The sequence below is a fragment of the Paracoccus sp. C2R09 genome (assembly GCF_018860625.1).
Taxonomy (GTDB): Bacteria; Pseudomonadota; Alphaproteobacteria; order Rhodobacterales; family Rhodobacteraceae; genus Paracoccus.
Map to the genome: position 1 here is coordinate 196812 of NZ_JAHKQB010000007.1, position 25083 is coordinate 221894.

Consider the following 25083-nt stretch of genomic DNA (forward strand, 5'->3'; position numbering starts at 1 on the left):
CATGGATGACGACATGCTGCGGGCCGCATTGGCCGGGCTGCCCGAATGGACCCTGTCGGATGACGGCAAGCGGATCACCCGCCGGTTCGAATTCAAGGGCTTTGCCCGCGCGGTCGAGGCCGCAAATCTTGCCGCATGGCTGGGCAACCGGCAGGATCACCATCCCGACATCTGCTTTGGCTGGGGATATTGCACGGTCAGCTTCACCAGCCACGATGTCGATGCACTGAGCCGACGCGATCTGGACAGCGCCGCGCGGCTGGATGCGCTGATGGATGGCAGCTGGGCCGAAGGCTTGTCTGCCCCGGGCACGCGGTCTATCCCCTGAAGCGTGGCCGGCGCGTCCGGCCCCGATCAGCCAAGTCGAGCGGAGGCCGGATGTCGCGTCACGAGAGGAGCTGGATCTCGCAGCGGATACGCAGCCGCGCGGCGCAGCAATGGACATCGCTTCTGGACAGCGTGCAGCGCAGACGGCGGCAGGTCCCCGAGGGTTTGCGCGACGAGGCCCGCGACCTGCGCCAGGTTCTGGGCCGGTTCCTGCAGGCGACCGACGAATTCGCCCCCGGCATCCGCGACAGCCTGCATCGGATGGAACTGCCCGACGGCACCGACTGGCGTTGGCGCCCGAACATCATGCAGACCCGCATTTCCGACGCCGAACTGATCGCCCCGCGCGGCGACCTGTGGCTGTCCGAGGAAGTGGCGCTGTTCCACGATTGCGAGGCCCGCGCCCTGATGCTGAAGCAGGTGCGAAACCGCCTTGCGACCGATCTTGCCGGCTATGGCCTGCGGCTCGAGGTGATGGGGTTCTCGGGCAGCTTCCTGTCGTTCTCGTTGACATTGCCCCCCGAGGCCCTGGCCGATCTGGGCGGCCATCACATCGTTCGCCTGCATTCGGTCCTTCAGGCCGAACGACCGATCACCGTCTATGCCCGGCTGAACATCCAGCAGGGCCCGAATACCGAAACCGTGCTGCGCCAGATGGGCGACCCGATCGACGGCGCGAACTGCCAGCGGCTGGTCGAGTTCGACCTGGGCTATGCCGACCTGTCGCAGCGATCGGTGCACAAGGCCTGGATCGACCTGATCTTCGAGGCCCCCTACATGAATGCCGTGGCGCTGCGCGATGTCGTGCTGTCGCGTCATCCCCGCGCCCAGATCTGAGGAGATGCCGATGACCAGTTTCACCAGCCATGGCCTTCGGGGCGGCCTGTGGCGCGGGCGGCTGCGGGCGCAGGACGAACCGGGGCGCGTCATCCTGGTCCATGCGGGCGAGGTCGCTGCCGAAGCCCGGCTGACTGCCGATGGCGCGGGCGCATGGCTGGTCGAGGTCGACCTGCCGGGCCATGTCCTGTCCGAAGGCGTCCACACCCTGCTGCTGAAGACCGATCCCGCGACCGCGGGCGATGCGGCGAATGCGGCGGGCGAGGTGCTTGCGCGCCTGCCGCTGGTCGCGGGCAGTCCGCTGGACGAGGATCTTCTGGCCGAGCTGGCATCGCTGCGCGCCGAGCTGGAATTGTGCAAGCGCGAATTGCGCCGTTTCGCCGCCGAAACCCGCGCCCGCGGCTGACCTGCGGACGGGTCGGGGCCTGTCGTCCCGGCGTCATGTTTCCTTGCGAAAAGCGGGGGGTGGCCCTATATGGGCTGCTTCGTGACCGCCGCGATGGACCGTCGCAACAGCCCCCTCGATCGGAGCCCCGCCCATGACCCAGCCGCAGACACCGTATTATCTGATCGACATGGCGAAGCTTCGCGCGAACATGGAGAAGGTGGCCTATCTGCGCGAGCGTTCGGGCGCCAAGGCGCTGCTGGCGCTGAAATGCTTCGCGACCTGGTCGGTCTTCGACGGGATGCGCGATTACATGGACGGCACGACGTCCTCCTCGCTCTATGAACTGCGCCTGGGCCACGAGGAATTCGGCAAGGAGACCCATGCCTATTCAGTGGCATGGGCCGATCACGAGATCGACGAGGCGATCGGCTATGCCGACAAGATCATCTTCAACAGCCTGTCGCAGCTGGACCGTTTCGCGGACAAGGCACAGGCGGCGGGCGTCACGGCGGGCCTGCGGCTGAACCCGCGCTTTTCCACCAGCGGGTTCGATCTGGCCGATCCTGCGCGCGAATTCTCGCGGCTGGGGGAATGGGACATGGCCGTGCTGGAAAAGGCGCTGGATCGCATCGGCGGCGTCATGATCCACTACAATTGCGAGAACGGCGATTTCGACCTGTTCGACCGTCAGCTGACCCGGATCGAGAACGAGTTCGGCGATTTCCTGAAGCGGCTGGACTGGGTGTCCCTGGGCGGGGGCATCCACTTTACCGGCGAAGGCTATCCGCTGGACCGCCTGGCCGACAGGCTGCGGGCCTTCCAGGACCGTTTCGGCGTCCAGGCCTTCCTGGAACCGGGCGAGGCCAGCATCACGCAGACCACTACCCTTGAGGTCAGCGTGCTGGACATCGTCAACAACGGCAAGGACGTCGCCATCGTGGACAGCAGCACCGAGGCGCATATGCTGGACCTGCTGATCTATCGCGAGACGGCCAAGCTGCCGCGGCAGGGCGATCACGCATACCAGATCGCAGGCAAAACCTGCCTTGCGGGCGACATCTTCGGCGAGGCACGATTTGCCGAACCGCTGCAGATCGGCGACCGGGTCAGCATCGCGGATGCCGCAGGATATACCATGGTCAAGAAGAACTGGTTCAACGGCGTGGCAATGCCCGCCATCGCACGGCGCGAAGAAGACGGAACGGTTCGCACCGTCCGCAGCTTCGGCTATGATGACTACAAAGGCAGCCTGTCGTAAGGCGACCCATTCTCTACCCCGAAGGAGTTGGAATTGGCCAAGAAGAACGTCCTCATCATCGGCGCCGGTGGCGTCGCACAGGTTTCGGCACACAAGGTGGCGCAATGGGCCGCCGAGTTCGGCGATCTGCATATCGCGAACCGGACGCAATCCAAGGCCGACGCCATCGTCGACAGCCTGCGCGAGAAGGGGCACGACATGCCCTTCACCACCCATGCGCTGGATGCCATGGACGCCGATGCCGTCGAGGCGCTGATCCGTCAGGTCGATGCGGGCATCGTGATCAATGTGGGCACGGCCTTCATCAACATGACCGTTCTGGAAGGCTGCATCCGTGCGGGTGCGGCCTATATCGACACGGCCATCCACGAGGATCCGGCCAAGATCTGCGAGACCCCGCCCTGGTACGGCAATTACGAATGGAAGCGCCGCGAGGACGTGGCCGCCGCGGGCATCACGGCCGTCCTGGGTGCGGGCTTCGATCCGGGCGTCGTCAACGCCTATGCCCGCCTGGCCGAGGACGAGTATTTCGACAAGATCGACAGCATCGATATCGTGGACATCAATGCCGGCTCGCACGGGCGCTGGTTCGCCACGAATTTCGACCCCGAGATCAATTTCCGCGAATTCACCGGCACCGTCTATTCCTGGCAGGGCGGCGAGTGGAAGACGAACAAGATGTTCGAGGTCGGTCGCGAATGGGACCTGCCCGTCGTGGGCAAGCGCACCGCCTATCTCTCGGGCCATGACGAGGTTCACAGCCTGTCGGCCCGTTACAAGGACAGCGATGTCCGCTTCTGGATGGGCTTTGGCGAACATTACATCAACGTGTTCACCGTGCTGCAGAACCTGGGCCTGCTGTCCGAACAGCCCGTGACCACCGCCGAGGGGCAGGAGGTCGTGCCGCTGAAGGTGGTCAAGGCCGTGCTGCCTGATCCCGCCAGCCTTGCCCCCGATTACGAGGGCAAGACCTGCATCGGCGATCTGGTCAAGGGCAGCCTGAACGGCAAGGAGGGCGAGGTCTTCATCTACAACGTCGCCGACCACAAGGAGGCCTTCCTCGAGGTGGGCAGCCAGGGCATCAGCTTCACCGCCGGCGTGCCGCCTGTCGCGGCCGCGATCCTGATCGCGCGCGGCCCCTGGGACGTGAAGAAGATGGCCAATGTCGAGGATCTGCCCGCGCGGCCCTTCCTGGAACTGCTGGGCGAGATGGGCCTGCCCACCCGCGTCATCGACGAGACGGGCGACCACCCGATCTGATCGCCCCGAATATCGAAGCTTCCCCGATGGCGGGCCGGAACATCCGGCCCGCCATTCGCGTTTCCGCTGCGGCCCGGCCGCTCCGGGAGGTATGTTCCACAGTTCGAACGATAAGGGGGGTCCGGATGCCGCAGGCTTCGGGGAATCTGTTTCCGCGCCGCACGGCCGAGGAAAAGGCGACGCAATATCCGCGCATCCTGACCTGGTCGGTCACGGGCATCTTCATGATCCTCGCGTTCTCGGCGATCGCGGCGGGGCGCGACTTCCTGATGCCGGTGACGATGGCGCTGCTGCTGTTCTTCGTCTTCACGCCGCTGCGGCGGCTGGCCGAACGACGCAACATCCCCGACGGGATCACCGCGCTGGTCATCACCCTGTCGATCCTGACCACGGTGGGCATCATCCTCTATGCCGCCAGCGGCCCGCTGACGCGGGCCATGGACAACATGCCCGTCATCAGCGCCCAGCTGGAACGCAAGTTCGAGAGCGTCCGCGAGTCGTTCTCCGGCATCCAGGATGCCGTGCGCCGCATCGACGAGGCGCAGGAGATGGACGGCGAGGATGCCGCCGAAGCCCCTGCCATCAAGGTCGAACGCGACGGACAGACCACGTTCGGGACCGTGCTGTCGATGACGCCCCTTCTGATGGGGCAGATCCTGTTCACCATGGTGCTGCTGTTCTTCATGATCGCATCGGGCGACCTGCTGTATCTGAAAATCGTCCAGAGTTTCGACAGGTTGCGAGAGAAGCGCTCTGCCTATCTGGCGCTGCGAGAGATCGAGGAATCGCTCGGCAATTACCTGGGTGCGATCACGATCATCAATGCGGGGCTGGGTCTTGCCGTCGGGCTGACCATGTGGGCCTGGGGGATGCCCGGCGCGCTTCTGTTCGGGATCGGGGCCTTCGTTCTGAACTATATCCCCTATCTGGGGGCGATCACCGGGGTGGCCATTTCGGGGCTGGTCGCATTGGTGGTCATGCCGGGACTGTTCTGGCCCGGAATGGTGGCTCTCAGCTACCTCGGGCTGACCTCGTTGGAGGGGCAGATCATCACGCCATATTTCGTGTCGCGCAGGCTGCAGATGAACACGGTCGTCGTGTTCCTGGCCGTCGCGCTGTGGGCATGGCTGTGGTCGGTGATCGGCATGGTCATCGCGGTGCCCGTGCTGGTGGTGCTGCGGGTTCTGGCCGAACATGTGCCCGGCTGGGAAAAGTTCGGCAATTTCCTTGCGGGCGAAGACCCGCCCCCGCTGGAGGATTCCGACGAGACCGACGCGCGCGACCTGGTGGAAAGCGGGGCCTCGGCCGAGGATCACGACGCCGCCCGGATCGCCACGAGACAGGTCATGGCGCGGGATCACGACAGCACGGAATGAAGAAGGGGCCCCGAACCGGGGCCCCTTCCTGCATCGGGGAACGGCTGGATCAGCCCTGCGGCAGGCTGGCCGCGATGTCGTTCACGGCGGCCTCGATCTGCTGACAGGTCTCGGCCTCGGTGCTGCCCTGACCTTCGGCCGCATCCGCCAGCGTCATTTCCTGACCTGCGATGGCCACGGTGCCTTCAGCGCCCTTGGCCTCGGCCGCCTGGCCTGCAGCGTCATCGCCCGCAGGCAGCATGCCGACCAGCTTGCCCTGCGTCTCGATGGCCTCGGGGCCGGTGTGACCCTGTTCCTGGCAATATTGCAGAATGCCCAGCTGGTTGCGGGCGGCTTCGTAATTCGCGGCCGCATCCTCGGCCGTGGGCTGGGGTGCGGGCTGCGGTGCCTCGGCGGTCTGCGCGAAGGCTGCGGGTGCCGCGGCGGCGATACCCATGGCAAGTGCGATATGGCGGATCATGCGATTACTCCTTTTCCGTCATTCTGCGCGCCGTGAAGGGCGCGTCCGGAAAGAAGCTAGGGCGCGTTTGCGGGGATTGCCCGTAACGGAAGCGTGCATGGCAGAAGCCCGCCTGAAACCCGCCATGACAGGGGGGATCGCTGCGCGACAATCTGCCCCAAACGGCATCGTGATTTGGCCGCTTCAGCCCGGAAACAGGGTTCCGCGAAAATGTAATAATATAAAAACCAAGCATTTACAGTTACATGGATATTATCACGGCTGCGTGATCGAACCGGTCGCGATTTGCTGCCGTTCATCTTCCAATCGCGGCATGCATATGCACCGCAGTTTTGAAACAGGAGAGAACGTCATGATGACCAAGACGATGACCGCCCTGACGACCGCCATGCTGATGGCAGGCACTGCAACCTTCGCCCAGACCGAACCCGCAACCGCACCGGACCCGGTGGACAGCGCGGCCGAAGCCACCTCGATGGACCAGCCGATCCAGACCGGCGCCTCGACCGATGGCGACGAGCCCCCCACCGAGACGGTGAATTCGACCGATCTGAGCGGTGACGACATCATCCCGCTGGACGCCGAGACCGGCTCGACCGACGGCACCGAATACGACCCGATCGAGGACAGCATCCCCGCAGAAGCGGCTGTCGAGGTCGAGGGCGACACCGGTCTTGAGGAAGACGGCGGCGCCGAAACCTCGGGCATGAGCGAAGGCGAAGATCTGAACTGATCCTTCGCCGTGGAACGGCAAAAGGGGCCGGGCAGCGATGCCCGGCCCTTTTTCATGGCGTATCGTCCAGAAGCTGGCCCAGCCAGTCGCGGAACCTGACCAGCGGGGCATGGGCGTCCTTGGATGCGGGCCAGACCAGCCAATAGGCCCCGGTCGCGGGAATATCGGGCGTCAGGATGGGCGCAAGGCGCCCCTCCTCGATCTCGATCCGCGCCAGGTAATGGGGCAGCAGTGCAATGCCCAACCCCGATATCGCGGCCTGGATCATGGTCGAGAACTGATCCATCACCATCCCTGCCGCGGCGGGCGGTTGCGCGTCATGCGCGGCGAACCAGTCGGTCCAGCCCAATGCCCTTGTTTCCAGCTGCAGCCGCGGCAGTCCGGCCATGTCGTCCACCTGGCGCACCGGATGTCGCGCAAGAAAACCAGGCGCTGCGCAGGCGGTCAGCCTTTCGTCGAACAGCTTCAGATGCCGCACGTCGGGCCAGTCCTGCTGGCCGAAATAGATTGCCGCGTCATGCGTCTCGGCCCGGAAGCTGAAGCGGCGGATCTGGGTGGACAGGTTGATCGAGATGCCGGGATTGGCATCCAGAAAACGCCCCAGATGCGGGGCCAGCCAGCGTGTCGCCAGGGTCGGTAGCACCGACAGCGACAGCGTGCCCCCACCGGGATTGGCCATCATCGACATGCTGGCCCGCTGGATGATGTCCAACCCGCGCGAGATGTCGTTCTGATAGGCGCGCGCCTCGGGCAGGGGGATCAGGCTGCGGTTCTGGCGCAGGAACAGCGGCTTGCCGATGCGGTCCTCCAGCGCGCGGATCAGGCGGCTGACGGTGCTCTGGGTCAGGTGCAGCTCGTCCGCGGCGGCGGTGACCGAGTGATGTCGCATCACGGCCTCGAAGGCGATCAGCTGTGACAGCGAGGGCAGGAAATGTCTCTGGCGCATATCCATTCATAGAATGCATGGATGGATGCGAAAAGATCGTTTCAGGGTCAGTCATTCACTGCGCTATGGTCGCCGCAACAGGATCAGAAGGGGGTTCCCATGCAGAACCGTGACGACAGCGCCGCAGCGCCGGTGAACCACAAGGGCGGCAGCTTTGTCTGGCAGGACCCGTTCCTGCTGGACGATCAGCTGACCGAGGAAGAGCGGATGATCCGCGACGCGGCGCAGGCCTTTGCGACTGACCGCCTGCTGCCGGGGATCGAGGAGAACTATCTGGAAGAGCGCACCGATCCGGCAATCTTCCGCGCCATGGGCGAGGCGGGCCTTCTGGGCGTCACCATCCCCGAGGAATATGGCGGGGTGGGCGCGTCCTACGTGGCCTATGGCCTGGTCGCCCGCGAGGTCGAGCGCATCGACAGCGGCTATCGCAGCATGATGTCGGTTCAGTCCAGCCTGGTCATGTTCCCGATCCATGCCTACGGGTCCGAAGATCAGCGCCGGAAGTATCTGCCGAAGCTGGCATCGGGCGAATGGATCGGCTGCTTCGGGCTGACGGAACCCGATGCCGGGTCGGATCCCGGCGGCATGAAGACCCGCGCGCGCAAGACCGATGGCGGCTATGTCCTGTCGGGGTCGAAGATGTGGATCTCGAACAGCCCGATCGCGGATGTCTTCGTGGTCTGGGCGAAATCCGATGCCCATGACGGCAAGGTGCGCGGCTTCATCCTGGAAAAGGGCATGAAGGGGCTGTCGGCCCCCAAGATCGGCGGCAAGCTGAGCCTGCGCGCCTCGATCACCGGCGAGATCGTGATGGACGATGTCGAGGTCCCCGAGGATGCGATCCTGCCCAATGTGCAGGGCATGGGCGGGCCGTTCGGCTGCCTGAACCGCGCGCGTTACGGCATCAGCTGGGGCGTCATGGGCGCGGCCGAGGATTGCTGGTATCGCGCCCACCGCTACGGGATGGAGCGCAGGCAGTTCAACCGCCCCTTGGCCGCGACGCAGCTGTACCAGAAGAAGCTGGCCGACATGCAGACCGAGATCGCGCTTGGCCTGCAGGGCAGCCTGCGCGTCGGCCGCCTGATGGACGAGGGCCGCTTCGCCCCCGAGATGATCAGCATCATGAAGCGCAACAATTGCGGCAAGGCGCTGGATATCGCCCGGCAGGCCCGCGACATGCATGGCGGCAACGGCATCCAGGTCGAATATCACGTCATGCGCCACGCTCAGAACCTGGAAACGGTGAATACCTACGAGGGCACGCATGACGTCCATGCCCTGATCCTGGGCCGTGCGCAGACCGGGATCCAGGCCTTTGGGTGACAGGCCGCTGGAGGGGCTGCGCGTCGTCGAACTGGCGCGCATCCTTGCCGGTCCCTGGATCGGGCAGACCCTGGCCGATCTGGGCGCCGAGGTGATCAAGGTCGAATCGCCGGGCGGCGACGATACCCGCCGTTGGGGCCCGCCCTTCATCGACCGTCCCATGCCGGACGGCGGCACCGAAAGGGTCGCGGCCTATTTCCACTGTGCCAATCGCGGCAAGACCAGCGTCACCTGCGATTTTTCCGACCCCGACGACCTTGCGCGCCTGAAGGCCCTGATCGCCGATGCCGATGTGGTGATCGAGAATTTCCGCCCCCGCCAGCTGGCCCGCTTCGGACTAGATTACGACAGCCTGTCGGCGGGGAATCCGGGGCTGGTCCATGCCTCGATCACCGGGTTCGGACAGGATGGGCCGCGGGCCGGGCAGCCGGGCTATGATTTCATGATCCAGGGCATGACCGGGATCATGGACCTGACGGGCCAACCGGGCGCCGAGCCGCAGAAGGTCGGCGTCGCATGGATCGACATCTTCACGGGCCTCTATGGCGTGATCGGCATCCAGGCCGCGCTGACCGAAAGGGCGGTTTCGGGGCGCGGTCAGCAGGTCGATCTGTCGCTGATGGATTGCGGGGCCGCCGTTCTGGCGAATCAGGCCGCGAACTATCTGCTCGGGGGGGATGTGCCCACGCGGCTGGGGAACGCGCATCCCAATATCGTGCCCTATCAGGTCTTTCCGGCGGCTGATGGGCATCTGATCATCGCCTGCGGGAACGACCGCCAGTTCGCGGCGCTTTGCGGCGTGCTGAGGCTGGATTGCGCGACGGATGCGCGGTTCGCGGACAATGCGGGGCGGGTGGCCAATCGCGATGCCCTGATCGCCATCATGTCCGAGGCGACGGCCGGATGGACCAAGGTCGCCCTGATCGAAGCCCTGACGCGGGCGGGCGTGCCGGGCGGCCCGATCAATTCGGTGGCCGAGGCCCTGGACGATCCGCAGATTCGCGCCCGTCAAATGCGGATCGAACCCGAGGGAATCGCGGGGCTGAGAACGCCGGTCCGATTCTCGCGCAGCGATTCGGTCAGCGAACGGGCTGCACCCACGCTCGGGGCCGGAAAATGGGCATTCGAGGGGCAGTGACAACCTGCGGCAGATCGACGCAGGGACGGCCCCCGGCCCGCCCGAACAGGAACGGGCCGGGGGCTTTTCAGGTCAGCGGTGTTCGCTGATTCGCAGCAGATAGAGCGCCGCGCAGGTCACGACCGCGCCCGACAGCAGATAGAGCGCCGCCGACCACAGTCCGAAGGTCGAGGTCAGTGCAAGCCCGGTCAGCGGTGCGAAGGCCGCGCCGAACAGCCACGAGAAGTTCGTCGACAGGGCCGAGCCGCTGTAGCGGTATTCCGTCGGGTAGCGGTTCGGAACGATCGCGCTTGCCTGTCCATAGGCCAGTCCCAGCAGCACCATGCCCGTCACGATGAAGATCGCGGGGTTCGAATCCAGCGTGCCGATGGTCAGGCACAGCAGCGGGATCAGCGCCGTGGTGGCCCCCAGAAGGGTACGGCGACCGAAGCGGTCGGCCAGCGGGCCCGACGCCATAACAGCGACGATGGCCAGCGATCCGCCCAGCAATTCCCACAACAGGATGCCCGAAATGGCATAGTCGGAATAGAGTTTCGCATAGGCCAGCGGGAAGACCGTCACCATGTGGAACAGCGCATAGCTGGCCAGCGGCAGGAAGGTCGACAGCAGGATCGGGCGCCACTGCTTGGCGATCAGTTCGCCATAGGGCGCCGATCTCATCAGCCGCTCGTCGCTGCCGAAATCGGTCTGCAGCAGCCGCAGGCGGGCGAACAGCGACACGACATTCACCGCGAACACGGCAAAGAAGGCGAAGCGCCAGCCATAGAGAATGAACTCCTCATGCGTCAGGAATCCCGTCAGCACGAAGAAGATCGAGGCCGCGACGCAGAAGCCGATGGGTCCGCCGAGCTGGGGAACCATGCCGTAGACGCCCTTGCGCCCCTCGGGTGCGGCATTTTGAAGCTGGAGCGTCAGCCCGTCCCATGCGCCGCCAAGGCCGATGCCCTGGACGAAACGCAGCACCGCCAACAGGATAGGCGCCATCGCGCCGATCGAGGCATGGCCGGGAAGCAGGCCGATGGCCACCGTCGAGACGCCCAGGATCATCAGCGCCAGCACGACCTTGCCGCGCCGTCCGATGATCTTCTGAACCTCGCGGCCCAGCATGCTGGCGATGGGTCGCGCGATGAAAGCCAATGAAAACACTGCGAAACTCAGCAGCGTACCGGTGACCGGGTCATAGTTCGGGAAGAACAGTTCCGGGAAAACCAGCGCCGAGGCGATGGCATATACGAAGAAGCCGAAGAAATCGGTGACGCGCGCCATGATGACGGTGGTGACCACCTCGTCGATCGTGGCGTGTTCGGTTGGTTGTGCGTCAGTGCTGGTCATGAAGGGGCTGCCTGTCACTGTTCATGTAGAAGGATAAGATAACTGCCATGCGTCGAAGTCAGGGCTATTTGTAGTGCGGCGGCTTGTATCACGGGATGCGGCAGAGTTACACGGTGCCCGCGCGAACAGGGCGATCTATATGGAACGCATCTGTTCTTCCACGAAGACGACACCCAAAGGCTGGTGAGTTACCCCATGCGCGTCTGGCAAAAACTTGCAGTTCTTCCTGCACTCGCGACCGTCTCGGCCTGCGATCTTGTGGTTCTCGACCCCTCTGGGGACGTGGCCGCCCAACAAGGCGATCTGATCGTCTATTCAACAATCCTCATGCTGATCGTGATTCTGCCCGTCATGGCGCTGACCGCGTATTTCGCATGGCATTACCGTGCTTCGAACAAGAAGGCGAAATACGACCCCGAGTGGGATCACTCGATCAGCCTCGAGGTCGTGGTCTGGATGGTCCCCCTGGCGATCATCATCTGCCTCGCGGGCCTGACCTGGGTCGCGACGCATCGCCTGAACCCCTATGACAGCCTGCCGCGCATCTCGGCCGAGAAGGCGATCGACCCGAATGTCGAGCCGCTGGTCGTCGAGGTCGTCGCGATGGACTGGAAATGGCTGTTCATCTATCCTGAACAGGGCGTGGCGATGGTCAACGAGGCCGCGGTCGTGACCGACCGTCCGGTCGAATGGCGCATCACCTCGACCACCGTGATGAACTCGTTCTACGTTCCCGCCATGGCCGGACAGATCTACGCCATGGCCGGCATGCAGACCGAACTGAACGCCGTGATGAACCAGGATGGCACCTACAAGGGCTTCTCGGCCAATTACAGCGGCAACGGCTTCAACTACATGAACTTCGACCTGCACAGCTTCGACGAGGCGGGCTTCGATCAGTGGATCGAGACGGCCCGCAGCGAAGGAGCGATGCTGGATCGCGAGACCTTCGTCGAGCTGGAAAAGCCGACGATCGACCATCCGGTCACCGCCTTCGACGGCATCGAGGAAGGGCTCTGGGAACGTATCCTCAACCTCTGCGTCAGCGATGACGACCTGTGCGTCAACGACATGATGATGGTCGATGCGCTTGGCGGCGGCGGGATCGAGGGGCTCTACAACCGGGAGGCCTATCGCGGCATCTGCTCGGTCGAGAATCCCGAGGCCCTGTTCGAGATCCTGCGCCCGACCGACGGCGCCCGTGCGGCCGACATCCTCGCCGCGCTCGACATGCCGCTGCAGTCGACGCCTGCCGAGGCCCCCGAGAGCGGGACCCGGCCCTCACCCACCGAGGCGAACTGAAGAAAATGGCAACAGCAGAAACAGTTCACGGCACCGCCGGTGCCCTAGTGACCGACCCGATCTTCGGCCGGCTGACCTGGGACGTCCTTCCGTTCCACGAGCCGGTCATCCTCGCGGCCTTCGCGGGCACCGTGCTTCTGGGCGCGGCCGTCGTGGGCGCGATCACCTATTTCCGGCTCTGGGGCTATCTCTGGAGCAGCTGGTTCATCTCGATCGACCACAAGAAGATCGGCATCATGTACATGGTGCTGGGCCTGATCATGTTCGTGCGCGGCTTCGCCGACGCGATCATGATGCGGTCCCAGCAGGCCCTGGCCTCGATGGGATACGAGGGATACCTCAACGCCCACCACTACGACCAGGTCTTCACCGCGCATGGCGTGATCATGATCTTCTTCGCGGCGATGCCCTTCGTCACCGGCTTCATGAACTATGTGATGCCGCTGCAGATCGGTGCGCGCGACGTGGCCTTCCCGTTCCTGAACAACTTCAGCTTCTGGCTGACGGCATCGGGTGCCGCGCTGATCATGGTGTCGCTGTTCGTGGGCGAGTTCGCGACGACCGGCTGGCTGGCCTATCCGCCGCTGTCGGGACCCGAATACAGCATCGGCGTCGGGATGGACTACTATCTCTGGGCGCTGAACATCGCGGGGATCGGGACGACATTGTCCGGGATCAACCTGCTGGTGACGCTGGTCAAGATGCGCGCACCGGGCATGACCTGGATGCGGATGCCGATCTTCTGCTGGACGACGCTGTGCACGAACGTGCTGATCGTGGCGTCCTTCCCGGTGCTGACCGCGACCCTCGCGCTGCTGACGGCCGACCGCTATATCGGGACGAACTTCTTCTCGAACGATCTCGGGGGCAACCCGATGATGTACGTGAACCTGATCTGGATCTGGGGCCACCCCGAAGTGTACATCCTGATCCTGCCGATCTTCGGCATCTTCTCGGAGGTGGTCTGCACCTTCTCCTCGAAGCGGCTCTTCGGCTATACCTCGATGGTCTATGCGACCTGCGTGATCATGGTTCTCAGCTACATCGTCTGGCTGCACCACTTCTTCACCATGGGTGCGGGATCGAACGTGAACGCCTTCTTCGGCACCACGACGATGATCATCTCGATCCCGACGGGGGCCAAGCTCTTCAACTGGCTGTTCACCATGTACAAGGGCCGCATCCGGTTCGAGCCCCCCATGCTGTGGACCATCGGCTTCATGATCACCTTCGTGATCGGCGGCATGACCGGCGTGCTGCTGGCGGTTCCGCCCGCGGATTACGTGCTGCACAACTCGCTGTTCCTGATCGCGCACTTCCACAACGTGATCATCGGCGGCGTGGTGTTCGGGGTCTTTGCCGGCATCAACTACTGGTTCCCGAAGGCCTTCGGCTTCAAGCTGGACCCGTTCTGGGGCAAGGTCAGCTTCTGGTTCTGGATCGTGGGCTTCTACCTGGCGTTCATGCCGCTCTATGTCCTGGGCCTGATGGGCGTCACGCGTCGCCTCAGCCAGTTCGAGGATACGGCCTATGCGGTCTACTTCGTGACGGCGGCCATCGGTGCGCTCTGCATCGCGGCGGGGATCGGCGCGTTCTTCGTGCAGCTCTACATCTCGATCCGCGATCGCGACACGCAGCGCCTGCGCGACTTCTCGGGCGATCCCTGGAACGGGCGGACCCTCGAATGGTCGACCTCGTCGCCGCCGCCCTACTACAACTTCGCCTTCACCCCGCAGGTGCATGACATCGACGCCTACGAGCACATGAAGCGCAACGACTACAAGCGTCCGCTCAAGGGCTACGTGCCGATCCACATGCCGCGCTACACGGCTTCGGGGATCATCATCTCGGGGACCATGACGGTGATGGGCTTCGCGCTGGTGTGGCACATCTGGTGGCTGGCGGCGCTCGGCTTCCTCGCCTCCCTTGGGCTCGGGATCGCGCATACGTTCAACTACGATCGCGATTACTACGTGCCGGCCGATGAGGTCGGTGAAATCGAAGCGGCGCGCACGCGCATGATGGCGGAGCAGGCTTGATGAGCAGCATCGCGCAGAAATCCGGCGGACTCGCGAAAGAGTCCGAACCGGGCGACGACAAGCCCTTCCAGTACCACGTGTTCGAGACCGAGCACGACGAGGAGGAACACGGCCACGACACCGGCACCATGCTGGGGTTCTGGATCTACCTGATGAGCGACTGCCTCATCTTCGGGATCCTGTTCGCGGTCCATGCCGTGCTGGGGCAGAACTATGCGGCGGGGCCATCCCCCGCCGACCTGTTCGAGATCGAGATGATCCTCGTCTCGACGGCCATGCTGCTCTTCTCGTCGATCACCTACGGCTTCGCGGTCATCGCGATGCAGAACGACGACAAGCAGGGGCTGGTGCGGTGGCTTCTGGTGACGGGGGGCTTCGGCCTCGCGTTCCTGGGGCTGGAACTCTACGAGTTCTATCATCTGTGGCACCTGGGCGCGACGCCCATGGCCAGCGCCTTCCTGTCGTCCTTCTACGTCCTGGTCGGCACGCACGGGCTGCACGTCACGGCGGGCTGCATCTGGCTGGCCGTCCTGCTGTCACAGGTGGGCATGCATGGCCTGACCCATGAGAACCGTCGCCGGATCATGTGCCTCAGCCTGTTCTGGCACTTCCTCGACCTGATCTGGATCGGCGTCTTTTCCTTCGTCTACCTCACGGGGGTGCTGATATGAGCGCGCATGACAACGATGCACATGGCTCCTACAAGTCCTATCTGATCGGCTTCGGCCTGTCGGTGGTGCTGACGCTGATCCCCTTCGGGCTGGTCATTGGCGAATTCGAGATGTCGCTGCCCTGGGCCGTCGGCATCATCTTCGGGCTGGGCGCGATCCAGATCCTGGTGCATGTCCACTACTTCCTGCATGTCACCTTCCGGGCCGAGAACGGCTGGCAGTTCATGTCGCTGGTCTTCACGGCGACGCTGCTGTTCATCGTCCTCGCAGGCTCGGTCTGGGTCATGTTCCACCTCAACGAGAACATGATGCCCTCGCACGACCAGATCGAGCGGGTTCGCAACCTGCCGTGACCGAAGGTCGGGAACATGGGCGCAGGCGCTGGCTGGACATCGTCCTGCTGGCGCTTGCCGGTCTGGTCTTCGTGACGCTGATCGGGCTTGGCAACTGGCAGGTCCGGCGGCTGTCCTGGAAGCTGGACCTGATAGAGGCCGTCGAGACGCGCGCCCATGGCGACCCCGTCGCCCCGCCCGAACCGCCCGTCACCGCCGAAGACGACGCCTATCTGCGGGTCGAGGCGACGGGCAGCTTCCAGCATGACCGTTCGCTGCTGGTGAAGGCCGTGACCGAGATCGGTCCGGGCTACTGGCTGATGACACCGCTGGACCGCCCCGAGGGGGCGATCTGGATCAACCGCGGCTTCGTGCCGTCGGGCGCCGACTGGACCCGCCCCGAGGGCGTCCAGCGCGTCGAGGGTCTGCTGCGGATCACCGAGCCCGGCGGCACCTTCCTGGAAGACAACCACCCCGAGGACGACCGGTGGGTCTCGCGCGATATCGCGGCGATGAACGCTGCCGCGAATGTCGATGCGATGCCCGGTTATTTCATCGATGCCGATCAGGCGGGCCCGGTCGAGTTCTGGCCGCGCGGCGGGCTGACGATCATCGATTTCCGCAATTCGCACCTGTCCTATGCGCTGACCTGGTACGCCATGGCAATCCTGCTGGCGGCGGGCATGGCTTGGGCCATCCGCGACCGGCTGCGCGGCGACGACTGACGGATTTCCCGCGCTTGGCTTGCCATGCGCGGCCCTCCGGTCATCCGGAGCCGGCTGCGGACGGTCGGCCGGGGCATCAAGCGATATCCCGGTCCCCGGCATTCCTTACACGTCGAAAGGCGCCCCGTGCGCGTCCCGCTGATCGAAGGGCCATGTCCCCCGGGGGCGATGATCGTTCGTCAGCCGGGAAATGTCCTGGCAGACGGCCCCTTCGGTCAGGGCCATCACCTGCCGGCGCGGCAATTCGCGCAATTCGGGCGACAGATATCCCGACTTGACCACCAGCAGGCGAAAATCTCCAAGCGTCAGGCCCAGCTTCGCGAAATCGCTCAGGTGGTGGAACGGACGTCGCCTGGCCGAGATGACGACCGTGATTCCGCCAATGGCGATGACGGCACAGCCCTCCGCGAAGCGGCACAGGTCGGGCGTCAGTTCGAACCTAGGCCCCCCGCCCCCCAGGCTGCCGCCGAGGGTGATCGTTTCCGCGCCCTGTTGCAGCGCCGCATGGGCCACAGGGTCCGCAATGCCCGCGATCAGGACCGAGCCAAGCCCCGCATCCAGCGCATGGCGCAGCACATCGGCCCTGTCGCCCACGCCCCCCGCGGTCGGGTTGTCTCCGCTGTCGGCCAGGATGGCGGGCCCGTGTGCGACATGACCAAACGCATCGGGCAGCGGCAGGGACACCATGTCGAAGGCCAGTTCGGGCAGGGCATCGCGATAGGCGCGCGCAATGGCCCGTGCCGTGTCCTCGCCCGCGCGGCGGTCCGTGGCCGTGACGACCGCCGCCGCCGTGGCGCGGGGGCTGTCGGCCCAGACATATCCGATCATCAGGTTCGCATCCTCGATCCCCGGCGCCGCGTCGTGATCGGCCAGCGCGGCATAGAGCCGGTCGCAGGGCGCCACGAAGGTCGATGACATCTCGCCCGAGACGAGAATCGGGATCGGCACCCGGATCACGGACGGGCGCGGCCCGCCCGCCAGTGCCCGGGCAAGGATCGTCGCGGCCCGTGTCCATGTCAGGGGCACATCGACATGGGGCGCGGTTCGATAGGCCGCGAAGCCGTCCAGGGCATCGCAGATCCGTTCGGTGATCTGCCCATGCAGGTCGAACGCCGCCGAGATGATGGCATCGGGTCCGACGATCTGTCGGATCTCGGCGATGAAGTCGCCCTCGGGGTCGTCGATGCCGGGCACGAACATCGCGCCATGCATCAGCAGCAGCACGCCGTCCAGCGGCATGGCGGCGCGCAACCGGCGCATGAATTCGGCCCGCTGCGCGTCGAAGGTGGCGGCGGCGACCGGCCCGCCGGGAACCGATCTGTCATGCAGGATCGGTATCGGCCGTATCCCATGTCCTGCAAAATCGAACGGGACCGAGGCGGTCAGCGCGGCCCCCTCGACCCGGGTGAAATCCTCGGCCGTCTGTTCCAGCGGGGAATAGCTGGAACATTCGGTATGCAACCCGCCGATCGCCACCCGTTTCACAGCTGCGGCACCAGGTGGGACAGTGCGAAGAAGCGGTCCGCATCCTTGCGATCGCCCGCCGTCCATGCGGCTTCGCTGACGGCGGCAAGGCGGGGGAACATCATGGCGTTCAGCCGTTCCGTCGTGTGCAGGTATTCGGTCCAGATCCCGGCCTGAACCCCCAGCAGACGGCCCGGTCCCTCGGGCAGGTCCAGCCCGACCTCGTAGGCATAGCTGTCCTCGGGGGTGGCCGCCCCGGCCCAGGAGATGCCGCGCGCATCCCAGCCTTCGGATTCCACCATGTCAAGGTAATAGGCCTGCCCCGGCGTCGCGACCACGTCATAGCCTTCGCGGATCAGTTCCGCGACGCGTTCCTTGCTGCGCCATGCGAAGAGGACGGCGGTGTCGGGCGATATGCCGCCCCCCTCGGCCGCCTCGTCCCAGGCGCCGATCCTGCGGCCCCGTTCTGCTAGATGCGCCTGCGCGCGACGCAGGAAATGCGCCTGCAGTTCGGCCGTTCCCGACAGTCCGTGCAGGGATGCATGGGCCTGCGCGGCGGGGGAACGCGACCAGGCGGTATGTTCCACCTCGTCGGCGCCGACATGGATGATCTCGAAGGGGAAGAAGGTCGCGGCCTCGTCCAGCAGGGTATGGGCGACCTCGTAGCTTCGGGGCAGACCGGGGTTGAGCGCGTTGTTCGTGAACCCCTGCACCGAGCGATAGGCGTTCTCGGGTTCCTCGGGGTCGCGCAGACCGGGAACCGAAGCGATCAGCGACGAGGCATGTCCGGGCATCTCGACCTCGGGCATGACCTCGATGCCCAGCATCGCGGCATGGTCCAGCACGGCTGCGATATCCTCGGGGGGGTAGAAGCCCGACTGGCCGTCCGGCCCGTCGCCATATTGCGGCGGCATGGGCGCGCCGCGCCTGCGCGTGGCGCCGGTCGCGTTCAGCTGGGGGAAGGCGGCGGACGGGATGCGCCAGCCTTCGTCATCGGTCAGGTGCCAATGCAGCCGGTTCATCCGCAGCCATGCCATGACGTCCAGAAGCCTGCGATGCGTGGCCACCGGGAAGAAGTTCCGCGAAACGTCGAACATCACGCCGCGCCACCCGAAGCGGGGCGCATCCTCGATGATGCCCGCGCGCGGAAAGCGATAGCCTGCATCGCTGCGGGCGGTCTGGGCGATCTGGGTCAGGGCGATCAGCGCGTGGCGCAACCCGTCCTTGTCGGCATGAGCGATGTCGATGGTCGGGCCGAAGGCGATCCTGTAGCCTTCGGCGGGCAGGGCGGGATCGGTGGCCGTGGTGACCGCCATGGCGCCGTCATCGGGGCAGGGTCGGATCGCGGTCGCGGCCAGCGGGAACAGCCGGCGATGCAGGGCCGCCACGGTAACGAAGGGGGCGGGATCGACCCCTTCGGCCGGGCAAAGGCTCGGAACCGCGTCATGCCAGTCCGTGATATCGACCGCGTTCGGCCATGGCAGCAGCCCCAGGGGGTGGACGGCCTTGCCACGGGGCCATTGCTTGGTCGCGCCGCGCGGCAAATTCTCAAGGGGCTGCAGATCGTCGAATGCCACCGTGGTCGCATGGCCCTCGGGCCCCTCGGTCCAGGCGGTGATCAGCCCCTGGGTGCGGTTCGACGCGCCATAGATCAACCCGCGCAGATGCAGATCCCAGGACGCGCCGGGCGCCAGTTCGGCGATGTCGGGCCGGATCTCGACGAAGCTGCCGAAATTTCGCGCGACAGAGCCGCCCACGACATCCGTCGTCTCGTCGATCCGCCCGAGCGAGGTATAGCAGAACCGTGCCATCGGAACGGCAGCGGTCCCGAAATTGCGCAGGCGGAAATGGAAGCTGCCCTTGGTGCCTTCGGGTGCCGCGCTCCAGGTCTGGGTGATGTGCAGGGTCATGTCAGCTCGATCAGTTGGAAGTCGTCATTCAGAAGCAGCGTGTCGGCGATGGGCTGGCCCGGGGCGATCTGCGCCGGCGCAAGGCCCATCACGCGGCGCGGGATGTCGCAGACCATGGGCAGCGCCTCGGACAGGGGCAGGCCGACCCGGTTCACCAGGTTCGCAAGGCTCTGCCGCAGGTCGATATGCGCCCCCGCCAACGAGCCTTCGGCATTCACCAGCATCCCGTCGCGGACGCGGATGGTCTGGCCGTAGATCTCGAAGTGGTCCGGGCCGCCGACCGTGGCCATGGCGTCCGATACGGCAAAGGTCAGGCCGGGTGCGGGGCGCGACCGAAGCGCGACGCGCAGCATGTCCCAATCGACATGGATGCCGTCCACGATGATGCCCGCATGCGCCCGCGAATTCAGCGCCGCGCCCAGCACGCCCGGCGCGCGGGCGGTCATGGGCGGCATCGCATTGTAGAGATGGGTGAAGCAGGACAACCCGCGTTCCAGCGCGTCGCGGGTTTCTTCGGCGGTGGCCATGGTGTGCCCGGCCGAGACGACGGCCCCCGACGCGACCAGCCGCGAGAACAGGACCGGATCCGCAAGCTCGGGGGCCAGCGTGATCATCACGGGCATCCCCGCGGCGCGCAGCCGTTCGACAAGCGTGACGGTCCGGTCGTCCAGCGGGCGAATGAAGGCCTCCTTGTGGGTGCCGCGCCGTTGGGCCGACAGGTGCGGCCCTTCGATATGCAGGCCCGCGATGCCGTCATGCCCGAAGGCTTCCAGCGCGGCCTCGGCTGCGGCCTCGATCACGTCGGGGGTGTCGGTGATCACGGTGGGCAGGATCGCCCCCGTGCCGCAGCGCCGCTGTGCCGCCGCGATGGCGCGCAACCCGTCGGGCGTGGGTGTGCTGTTCACCATCACGCCGCCGCTGCCGTTCACCTGCAGATCGCAGAGCAGGGGCGAGGCCAGGGCGACCGTCGTATCGGGCGTGTCCGCCCCAAGGGGCCGGATGGCGGCGATTTCGCCCGATGCGACCTCGAACGCCATGTCGTGCAGCAGCCGCCCGCCGTTCCAGAGGGATTTGACCCCGATCAGCATCACGCGGTCCCTTCGTAATAGGGCAGCAGCGCTTCCTGCACATGCGCGACCAGCAGGGATTCGACCATGGGCAGGTCCAGCGATGCCGCACGCCGGATGGTGGCTTCGGGCAGATACTGCGCCAGAAGCGGCGCGGGGGGCGGGTTCGCATCAAGGCGGGATTTCAGTGCCGCCACCGCGTCCTGCGCTGCCGGATCGGTCCAGTAATAGCGGATGCGGTCGGCCAGCCCGAAATGGCGCATCAGCTTCTGATGTTCCGGCGTGCCGTGGTAATGGCTGCGCCATGCAGCCGGCGCCGCGGTCATGATCCGCTCCATCACCTCGGAGATATGCGGGGTGCCCGATTGCCATTGATCGACATGCGACAATGCATAAAGGGCCTCGCGCCATGCGAAGGTCAGGGCGGGACCGACCTTGAGGATGGCGAAGTTCCGGCGGGCCAGTTCGGGATAGACCTCGGGGGCCTGGTAATCGGTCGAATGCGCCTCGAAGCACAGGTCGGGATGATCGGCCAGCACCGGCCCCAGGTGGTCGGGCGCGGTCATGTCGAAGCGGATGACCTGCGCGGGGGCGAATTCCAGCCCCGGCTGGACGACCAGACCGCGGACCCGCGCAAAGGCGGCATCCACACCAGCCCCGGAAAAGGCGGCGGCATGGGCCGCGATCGTGGCGGTGGCGCGTTCGGGCGGGGTCGGGGCGATGCCTTCGTCGTCGTGGCGCGCGCCGCCGGGGGGCGGAACCTCGGTGCCGATGATGTATCGCAGGGCGGTCGCGTCGGGTGCCGCGGCCTCGGCCACGGCGGCCAGTTCGGCGGCGCGCGCCGCGGCGGGGCCGTCGGTCAGGGCGGCCGGTTCACCGGCGCAACCTTCGGAGCAATCCAGATGGATCTTGGTAAATCCCGCGCGGACATAGGCCTCGATCATGGCGCGCGCTTCGGCCATCGCGGCCTCGGGGGGCTGGTCCTTCCATGCCTGCGGGCCAAGGTGATCGCCCCCGAACAGCAGCCGGTCGGGCGCGACCCCCAATGCCGCCGCCCGGTCGCGCAGCGATGCGATGAAGGCATCGGGCGTCATGCCGGTATAGCCGCCGCGATGGTTCACCTGGTTCGAGGTCGCCTCGACCAGCAGGGGCCGGTCCAGGGCTTCGGCCAGCAGCAACGACGCGGTCAGCACGTCGGGATGGGCAGAACAGACCGAAGGCAGGGCAGTTCCCTTGCCTGCGCGGTTTGCACGGATGATGTCGTCGATTTCCTGTGTCATCTTCTTGCCAGCAATGCGGCCCCGCGCGTGCCCGAACTGTCGCCATGTCGGGCCTGCAGCAGCCTGGTTGGTTTCATGGTGCGAAGGGCATGGCGTTCCAAGGCCCGTTCCAGTCGCGGCACCACGTCGGGCATGTTCGAAAGGCCCCCGCCGAGGACGATGCAGTCGGGGGCCAGCATCAGCTGGATCGTCAGCAGGCATTCGCCTGCGATATCCGCCCAGATTTCAAGGACATCCTCGTGGCCGCCGCGCACCAGATCGGCGCCTTCGATGCGTGTTCCAAGGATATCTTCGGCAATATTGGCAAGGCCGGTGCCGGACACGGCGGTTTCCATGCAGCCCAGCCTGCCGCAGCCGCAGCGGCGCGGCGTCAGCCCATGGCGGGCCATGGCGCTGGCCGGAAGACCGACATGCCCGACCTCGACCGCAAGGCCGCCCGCGCGGGGGGCGATCGCGCCGTCGATGCACAGCCCGCCCCCGACCCCGGTCCCGAGGATCAGCCCCATCACCGTGCGGTGGCCGTCGCCCGCACCGCCGCAGGCTTCGGACAGCGCGAAGGCCATGCAGTCATTGACCACGGGGAACGGCCGGCCCAGCTGCGCCATCAGGTCGTCGCGGATCGAATGGCCGCGTGCCGGGGTGTTCGCGGTGAAGACGCCGCCGGTTTCCGGGTCGATGATGCCGGGCACCGCGATGCCCACGGGCAGGTCGTCACGTCCCGACACCTGCTGCAGCCAGCGGATCTGTTCGATCAGTGCCGCAAGCATCCGGGCATAGTTTTCGCGCGGCGTCGCGATCCGGCGCAGTTGCGTCGTGGCGGCGTCCGGGCCGTCGAACAGGCGGGCCTCGATCTTGGTCCCGCCCAGGTCGATGCCGCCGCAGATCATCGCTGCCATGGGTAGAGCTGCACCCCCGAGACAACACGGCTGAGATTGCGCCCCTGGAAAGGGTCGTCCACCGGCAGGCCGAGCGCGGCGGACCATTGCGCCGCCCGGATCTGGCCGACCAGCACATGCAGCACCGCATCGGCGCGCGCGTCCCCGGTCCCGTCGAACGCGATGTCGCCGCCGGGGCCCACCGTCCGCACCGTGATGTCGGGGAACTGGCGGCGGATTTCATCGGCCACGTCCCGGTCATAGCGCGCGGTATGCGGATCGGGATGCAGGCTGACGAAGACCTGCGTATCGTCGGTCACGGCGGCCTTGGGGCCGTGGCGATAGCCGAGCGGGCTGTCCCATTGCGTGCCGGTCCTGCCCGCGGTCAGTTCCAGAACCTTCAGCGCATTCTCTCGTGCAAGCGACTTCAGCGCACCCGATCCGAGGAAGACGGCGCGATCGGGGCGGGGGCAGGGGCTGTCGGCCAGCTGCGCGATCAGCGTCCGCGCCTCGGCCGCCAGCGCGGGCAGGCTGGCGGCATCGAAATCGCCCAGGCATGCCAAGGCCGACAGCAGCATCGTCGTGAAGCTGGAGGTCATGGCGAAACCGCGGTCATGCGTCGCCTCGGGCAGCAGCATCACGCGGGTCTCGCCCGGGCCGGGGGCCGGGCGGGTGGCCAGGGCGCCATCGGGATTGCAGGTGATGTGCAACCGGTCGATATCGGGGCGGTGGCGGTCCAGCAGGTCCATCACCCCCACCGATTCCGAACTGTCGCCCGATCGGCCGAATTGCACGCAGAGGATCCTTCCCCCGGCGGTCAGCACATCCTGCGGGCAGGACACGATATCGGTGCTGGCCCGATCCTCGAGCCGCAGTTTCGAAGCGCCCGCGCCGACGACCCCGCCGATGAAGGCCGATGTGCCGGCCCCCGTCAGCCAGACGGTGTCGATGCCCCGCCGGGCGATCCATCCGCGGATCTCGGCCGACTGGTCGGCAAGCGTGTCGGCCCAGCCCTCCCAGATGTCGGGCTGGCTCAGGATTTCGCTCCAGGTGGCGGTCTCAGGCAGGGTCAGCGTCGAGGTCATTGGCGTTCCTAGTTGATACGATGTGGGTCCCCTGCGCCTCGATGGCGGCGAAGCGGGGGTCTTGCGGATCGAGATCGGTCACGAGGACGTCGACCCGGTCGATGCCGCAGATGGCATGCAGGCGCGGCTTGCCGAATTTCGTGCTGTCGGCCAGCACGATGACGCGCCGCGCGGCGTCCAGCATGAAGCGCGTGTTGTGGGCCTCGTCCTCCTGGAAGGTCGAGAGGCCCATATCGGCGTCGATCGCCCCCGCGCCCATCACGAAGGTGTCGAAATGCATCCGGCCGATGGTCGCCTCGACCATGCGGCCGGTCATCGACATGGCATTGGGGCGGATGCGCCCGCCGGTCAGCATGACGGTATGGATGCCGTGTTCCAGCGCGTTCTGCGCGACACGGATGCCGGTCGTCATGATCGTCCGGGGCGGCCCGCCCAGCAGCTGGGCGAACACCTCGGTGGTGGAACCGTTGTCGATCAGCAGGCTGCTGTCATCCGCCACAAGCCCCACCACGGCCCGCGCGATCCGCTGCTTGGCGGCCAGGTTGACCTGCCGCCGGTCGCCTGCCAGCGGTTCGACGAAATCGCTGCCCGAACGGTGCTTGGCCAGCGCCAGCGCCAGGTCGATGCGGAAATCCGACAGCCCGGAATAGCCGAACTGCTGGCAGAACTTGATCAGCGTCGGTTCCGATGTGCCCAGTTCGGCGCAGATGTCGCGGCTGGTCTTGCGAATGAAGGATTCAGGATCCTCCAGCGCGAAGCGGGCGATCATGGCCAGCTTCGGGGTGAAGCCGGGACCGGAGGTCGCGATCGCCTGCACGAGGTCGGATGGGCGGGACTTGCTGATCATTCGGAGGTAATACTTTTGCTAAGCTAAAGTTGCATCGGGTTTGATCATCTCAAACTTGGTCCATCAGCACAATAATTAAGTTAGACAAAAAAATTCTTGCAATGAATT

General features: G+C 65.8%; 24 protein-coding genes. 14 read left to right on the forward strand and 10 right to left on the reverse strand.

All coding sequences use genetic code 11. The features are described from left to right. Position 1 precedes the first annotated feature (1 nt). From KO490_RS01460 to KO490_RS01485, 6 genes are all read left to right on the forward strand, one after another. On the forward strand, positions 2-328 hold the full coding sequence (locus KO490_RS01460; RefSeq protein WP_216017612.1) for a 4a-hydroxytetrahydrobiopterin dehydratase: 327 nt from the start codon (positions 2-4) through the stop codon (positions 326-328). A 50-nt stretch (positions 329-378) separates the two neighbouring features. Next, entirely contained in the window at positions 379-1164 is a 786-nt protein-coding gene (locus tag KO490_RS01465) for a DUF6478 family protein (protein ID WP_216017613.1), read from the forward strand. A gap of 10 nt (positions 1165-1174) precedes the next feature. Then, complete coding sequence (locus KO490_RS01470; RefSeq protein WP_216017614.1) at positions 1175-1570, forward strand: hypothetical protein; 396 nt, start codon at positions 1175-1177, stop codon at positions 1568-1570. 133 nt (positions 1571-1703) lie between these two features. Beyond that, the gene (gene nspC, locus KO490_RS01475) at positions 1704-2810 is read left to right on the forward strand and encodes a carboxynorspermidine decarboxylase (RefSeq protein ID WP_216017615.1); all 1107 of its coding nucleotides are present in this window, start codon (positions 1704-1706) and stop codon (positions 2808-2810) included. A 33-nt stretch (positions 2811-2843) separates the two neighbouring features. Then, complete coding sequence (locus KO490_RS01480) at positions 2844-4070, forward strand: saccharopine dehydrogenase family protein (RefSeq protein ID WP_216017616.1); 1227 nt, start codon at positions 2844-2846, stop codon at positions 4068-4070. A 125-nt stretch (positions 4071-4195) separates the two neighbouring features. Beyond that, positions 4196-5446: an AI-2E family transporter gene (locus KO490_RS01485; RefSeq protein WP_216017617.1), complete on the forward strand. Its 1251-nt coding sequence runs from the start codon at positions 4196-4198 to the stop codon at positions 5444-5446. A 49-nt stretch (positions 5447-5495) separates the two neighbouring features. Here KO490_RS01485 and KO490_RS01490 read toward each other — a convergent pair whose 3' ends face one another. After that, complete coding sequence (locus tag KO490_RS01490; protein WP_216017618.1) at positions 5496-5906, reverse strand: pore-forming ESAT-6 family protein; 411 nt, start codon at positions 5904-5906, stop codon at positions 5496-5498. 352 nt (positions 5907-6258) lie between these two features. Here KO490_RS01490 and KO490_RS01495 point away from each other — a divergent pair, with 352 nt between their 5' ends. After that, the gene (locus KO490_RS01495) at positions 6259-6639 is read left to right on the forward strand and encodes a hypothetical protein (protein ID WP_216017619.1); all 381 of its coding nucleotides are present in this window, start codon (positions 6259-6261) and stop codon (positions 6637-6639) included. A gap of 52 nt (positions 6640-6691) precedes the next feature. Here KO490_RS01495 and KO490_RS01500 read toward each other — a convergent pair whose 3' ends face one another. Continuing rightward, the gene (locus KO490_RS01500; protein WP_216017620.1) at positions 6692-7585 is read right to left on the reverse strand and encodes a LysR substrate-binding domain-containing protein; all 894 of its coding nucleotides are present in this window, start codon (positions 7583-7585) and stop codon (positions 6692-6694) included. 99 nt (positions 7586-7684) lie between these two features. Here KO490_RS01500 and KO490_RS01505 point away from each other — a divergent pair, with 99 nt between their 5' ends. Further along, positions 7685-8908 (forward strand): acyl-CoA dehydrogenase, encoded by a 1224-nt coding sequence (locus KO490_RS01505; protein WP_216017621.1) that lies wholly within the window; start codon positions 7685-7687, stop codon positions 8906-8908. Further along, entirely contained in the window at positions 8901-10046 is a 1146-nt protein-coding gene (locus tag KO490_RS01510) for a CaiB/BaiF CoA-transferase family protein (protein ID WP_216017622.1), read from the forward strand. The genes KO490_RS01505 and KO490_RS01510 overlap by 8 nt, the downstream gene beginning before the upstream one ends. Positions 10047-10118: 72 nt before the next feature. On the opposite strand, the gene KO490_RS01515 is transcribed toward KO490_RS01510, so the two are convergent. Next, complete coding sequence (locus KO490_RS01515) at positions 10119-11378, reverse strand: MFS transporter (protein ID WP_216017623.1); 1260 nt, start codon at positions 11376-11378, stop codon at positions 10119-10121. Positions 11379-11573: 195 nt separating this feature from the next. Here KO490_RS01515 and cyoA point away from each other — a divergent pair, with 195 nt between their 5' ends. Genes cyoA through KO490_RS01540 form a run of 5 tightly spaced genes read left to right on the forward strand, consistent with a single transcriptional unit; the run spans position 11574 to position 16447 of the window. Next, positions 11574-12680 (forward strand): ubiquinol oxidase subunit II, encoded by a 1107-nt coding sequence (cyoA, locus tag KO490_RS01520; RefSeq protein WP_216017624.1) that lies wholly within the window; start codon positions 11574-11576, stop codon positions 12678-12680. A 5-nt stretch (positions 12681-12685) separates the two neighbouring features. Then, positions 12686-14719: a cytochrome o ubiquinol oxidase subunit I gene (cyoB, locus tag KO490_RS01525; protein WP_216017625.1), complete on the forward strand. Its 2034-nt coding sequence runs from the start codon at positions 12686-12688 to the stop codon at positions 14717-14719. Beyond that, positions 14719-15390, forward strand: a complete 672-nt coding sequence (gene cyoC, locus KO490_RS01530) for a cytochrome o ubiquinol oxidase subunit III (RefSeq protein WP_216017626.1) — start codon at positions 14719-14721, stop codon at positions 15388-15390. Before cyoB ends, cyoC begins: the two co-directional genes overlap by 1 nt. Then, the gene (gene cyoD / locus KO490_RS01535; protein ID WP_216017627.1) at positions 15387-15743 is read left to right on the forward strand and encodes a cytochrome o ubiquinol oxidase subunit IV; all 357 of its coding nucleotides are present in this window, start codon (positions 15387-15389) and stop codon (positions 15741-15743) included. Before cyoC ends, cyoD begins: the two co-directional genes overlap by 4 nt. Further along, on the forward strand, positions 15740-16447 hold the full coding sequence (locus KO490_RS01540; protein ID WP_303462731.1) for an SURF1 family protein: 708 nt from the start codon (positions 15740-15742) through the stop codon (positions 16445-16447). Before cyoD ends, KO490_RS01540 begins: the two co-directional genes overlap by 4 nt. A gap of 105 nt (positions 16448-16552) precedes the next feature. Here the strand turns inward: KO490_RS01540 and KO490_RS01545 are convergent, their stop codons facing one another. Genes KO490_RS01545 through KO490_RS01575 form a run of 7 tightly spaced genes read right to left on the reverse strand, consistent with a single transcriptional unit; the run spans position 16553 to position 24975 of the window. After that, entirely contained in the window at positions 16553-17932 is a 1380-nt protein-coding gene (locus KO490_RS01545) for a M81 family metallopeptidase (RefSeq protein WP_216017628.1), read from the reverse strand. After that, entirely contained in the window at positions 17929-19821 is a 1893-nt protein-coding gene (locus KO490_RS01550; RefSeq protein ID WP_216017629.1) for a beta-N-acetylhexosaminidase, read from the reverse strand. The genes KO490_RS01545 and KO490_RS01550 overlap by 4 nt, the downstream gene beginning before the upstream one ends. Beyond that, entirely contained in the window at positions 19818-20909 is a 1092-nt protein-coding gene (locus KO490_RS01555) for an N-acetylglucosamine-6-phosphate deacetylase (RefSeq protein ID WP_216017630.1), read from the reverse strand. Before KO490_RS01555 ends, KO490_RS01550 begins: the two co-directional genes overlap by 4 nt. Beyond that, positions 20909-22168: a class II D-tagatose-bisphosphate aldolase non-catalytic subunit gene (locus KO490_RS01560; RefSeq protein ID WP_216017631.1), complete on the reverse strand. Its 1260-nt coding sequence runs from the start codon at positions 22166-22168 to the stop codon at positions 20909-20911. Before KO490_RS01560 ends, KO490_RS01555 begins: the two co-directional genes overlap by 1 nt. Next, on the reverse strand, positions 22165-23064 hold the full coding sequence (locus KO490_RS01565) for an ROK family protein (protein ID WP_216017632.1): 900 nt from the start codon (positions 23062-23064) through the stop codon (positions 22165-22167). The genes KO490_RS01560 and KO490_RS01565 overlap by 4 nt, the downstream gene beginning before the upstream one ends. Next, the gene (locus KO490_RS01570) at positions 23052-24128 is read right to left on the reverse strand and encodes an SIS domain-containing protein (RefSeq protein WP_216017633.1); all 1077 of its coding nucleotides are present in this window, start codon (positions 24126-24128) and stop codon (positions 23052-23054) included. Before KO490_RS01570 ends, KO490_RS01565 begins: the two co-directional genes overlap by 13 nt. Further along, positions 24103-24975, reverse strand: coding sequence for a DeoR/GlpR family DNA-binding transcription regulator (locus tag KO490_RS01575; RefSeq protein ID WP_252726940.1), 873 nt, complete (start codon positions 24973-24975; stop codon positions 24103-24105). Before KO490_RS01575 ends, KO490_RS01570 begins: the two co-directional genes overlap by 26 nt. Positions 24976-25083 lie beyond the last annotated feature (108 nt).

Coding starts and splice junctions, on each gene's coding strand:
- KO490_RS01460 (WP_216017612.1), top strand. CDS start 2: ATGGATGACGACATGCTGCGGGCCGCATTGGCCGGGCTGCCCGAATGG.
- KO490_RS01465 (WP_216017613.1), top strand. CDS start 379: ATGTCGCGTCACGAGAGGAGCTGGATCTCGCAGCGGATACGCAGCCGC.
- KO490_RS01470 (WP_216017614.1), top strand. CDS start 1,175: ATGACCAGTTTCACCAGCCATGGCCTTCGGGGCGGCCTGTGGCGCGGG.
- nspC (WP_216017615.1), top strand. CDS start 1,704: ATGACCCAGCCGCAGACACCGTATTATCTGATCGACATGGCGAAGCTT.
- KO490_RS01485 (WP_216017617.1), top strand. CDS start 4,196: ATGCCGCAGGCTTCGGGGAATCTGTTTCCGCGCCGCACGGCCGAGGAA.
- KO490_RS01490 (WP_216017618.1), bottom strand. CDS start 5,906: ATGATCCGCCATATCGCACTTGCCATGGGTATCGCCGCCGCGGCACCC.
- KO490_RS01495 (WP_216017619.1), top strand. CDS start 6,259: ATGATGACCAAGACGATGACCGCCCTGACGACCGCCATGCTGATGGCA.
- KO490_RS01500 (WP_216017620.1), bottom strand. CDS start 7,585: ATGCGCCAGAGACATTTCCTGCCCTCGCTGTCACAGCTGATCGCCTTC.
- KO490_RS01505 (WP_216017621.1), top strand. CDS start 7,685: ATGCAGAACCGTGACGACAGCGCCGCAGCGCCGGTGAACCACAAGGGC.
- KO490_RS01515 (WP_216017623.1), bottom strand. CDS start 11,378: ATGACCAGCACTGACGCACAACCAACCGAACACGCCACGATCGACGAG.
- cyoA (WP_216017624.1), top strand. CDS start 11,574: ATGCGCGTCTGGCAAAAACTTGCAGTTCTTCCTGCACTCGCGACCGTC.
- cyoB (WP_216017625.1), top strand. CDS start 12,686: ATGGCAACAGCAGAAACAGTTCACGGCACCGCCGGTGCCCTAGTGACC.
- cyoC (WP_216017626.1), top strand. CDS start 14,719: ATGAGCAGCATCGCGCAGAAATCCGGCGGACTCGCGAAAGAGTCCGAA.
- cyoD (WP_216017627.1), top strand. CDS start 15,387: ATGAGCGCGCATGACAACGATGCACATGGCTCCTACAAGTCCTATCTG.
- KO490_RS01550 (WP_216017629.1), bottom strand. CDS start 19,821: ATGACCCTGCACATCACCCAGACCTGGAGCGCGGCACCCGAAGGCACC.
- KO490_RS01555 (WP_216017630.1), bottom strand. CDS start 20,909: ATGCTGATCGGGGTCAAATCCCTCTGGAACGGCGGGCGGCTGCTGCAC.
- KO490_RS01560 (WP_216017631.1), bottom strand. CDS start 22,168: ATGACACAGGAAATCGACGACATCATCCGTGCAAACCGCGCAGGCAAG.
- KO490_RS01565 (WP_216017632.1), bottom strand. CDS start 23,064: ATGGCAGCGATGATCTGCGGCGGCATCGACCTGGGCGGGACCAAGATC.
- KO490_RS01570 (WP_216017633.1), bottom strand. CDS start 24,128: ATGACCTCGACGCTGACCCTGCCTGAGACCGCCACCTGGAGCGAAATC.
- KO490_RS01575 (WP_252726940.1), bottom strand. CDS start 24,975: ATGATCAGCAAGTCCCGCCCATCCGACCTCGTGCAGGCGATCGCGACC.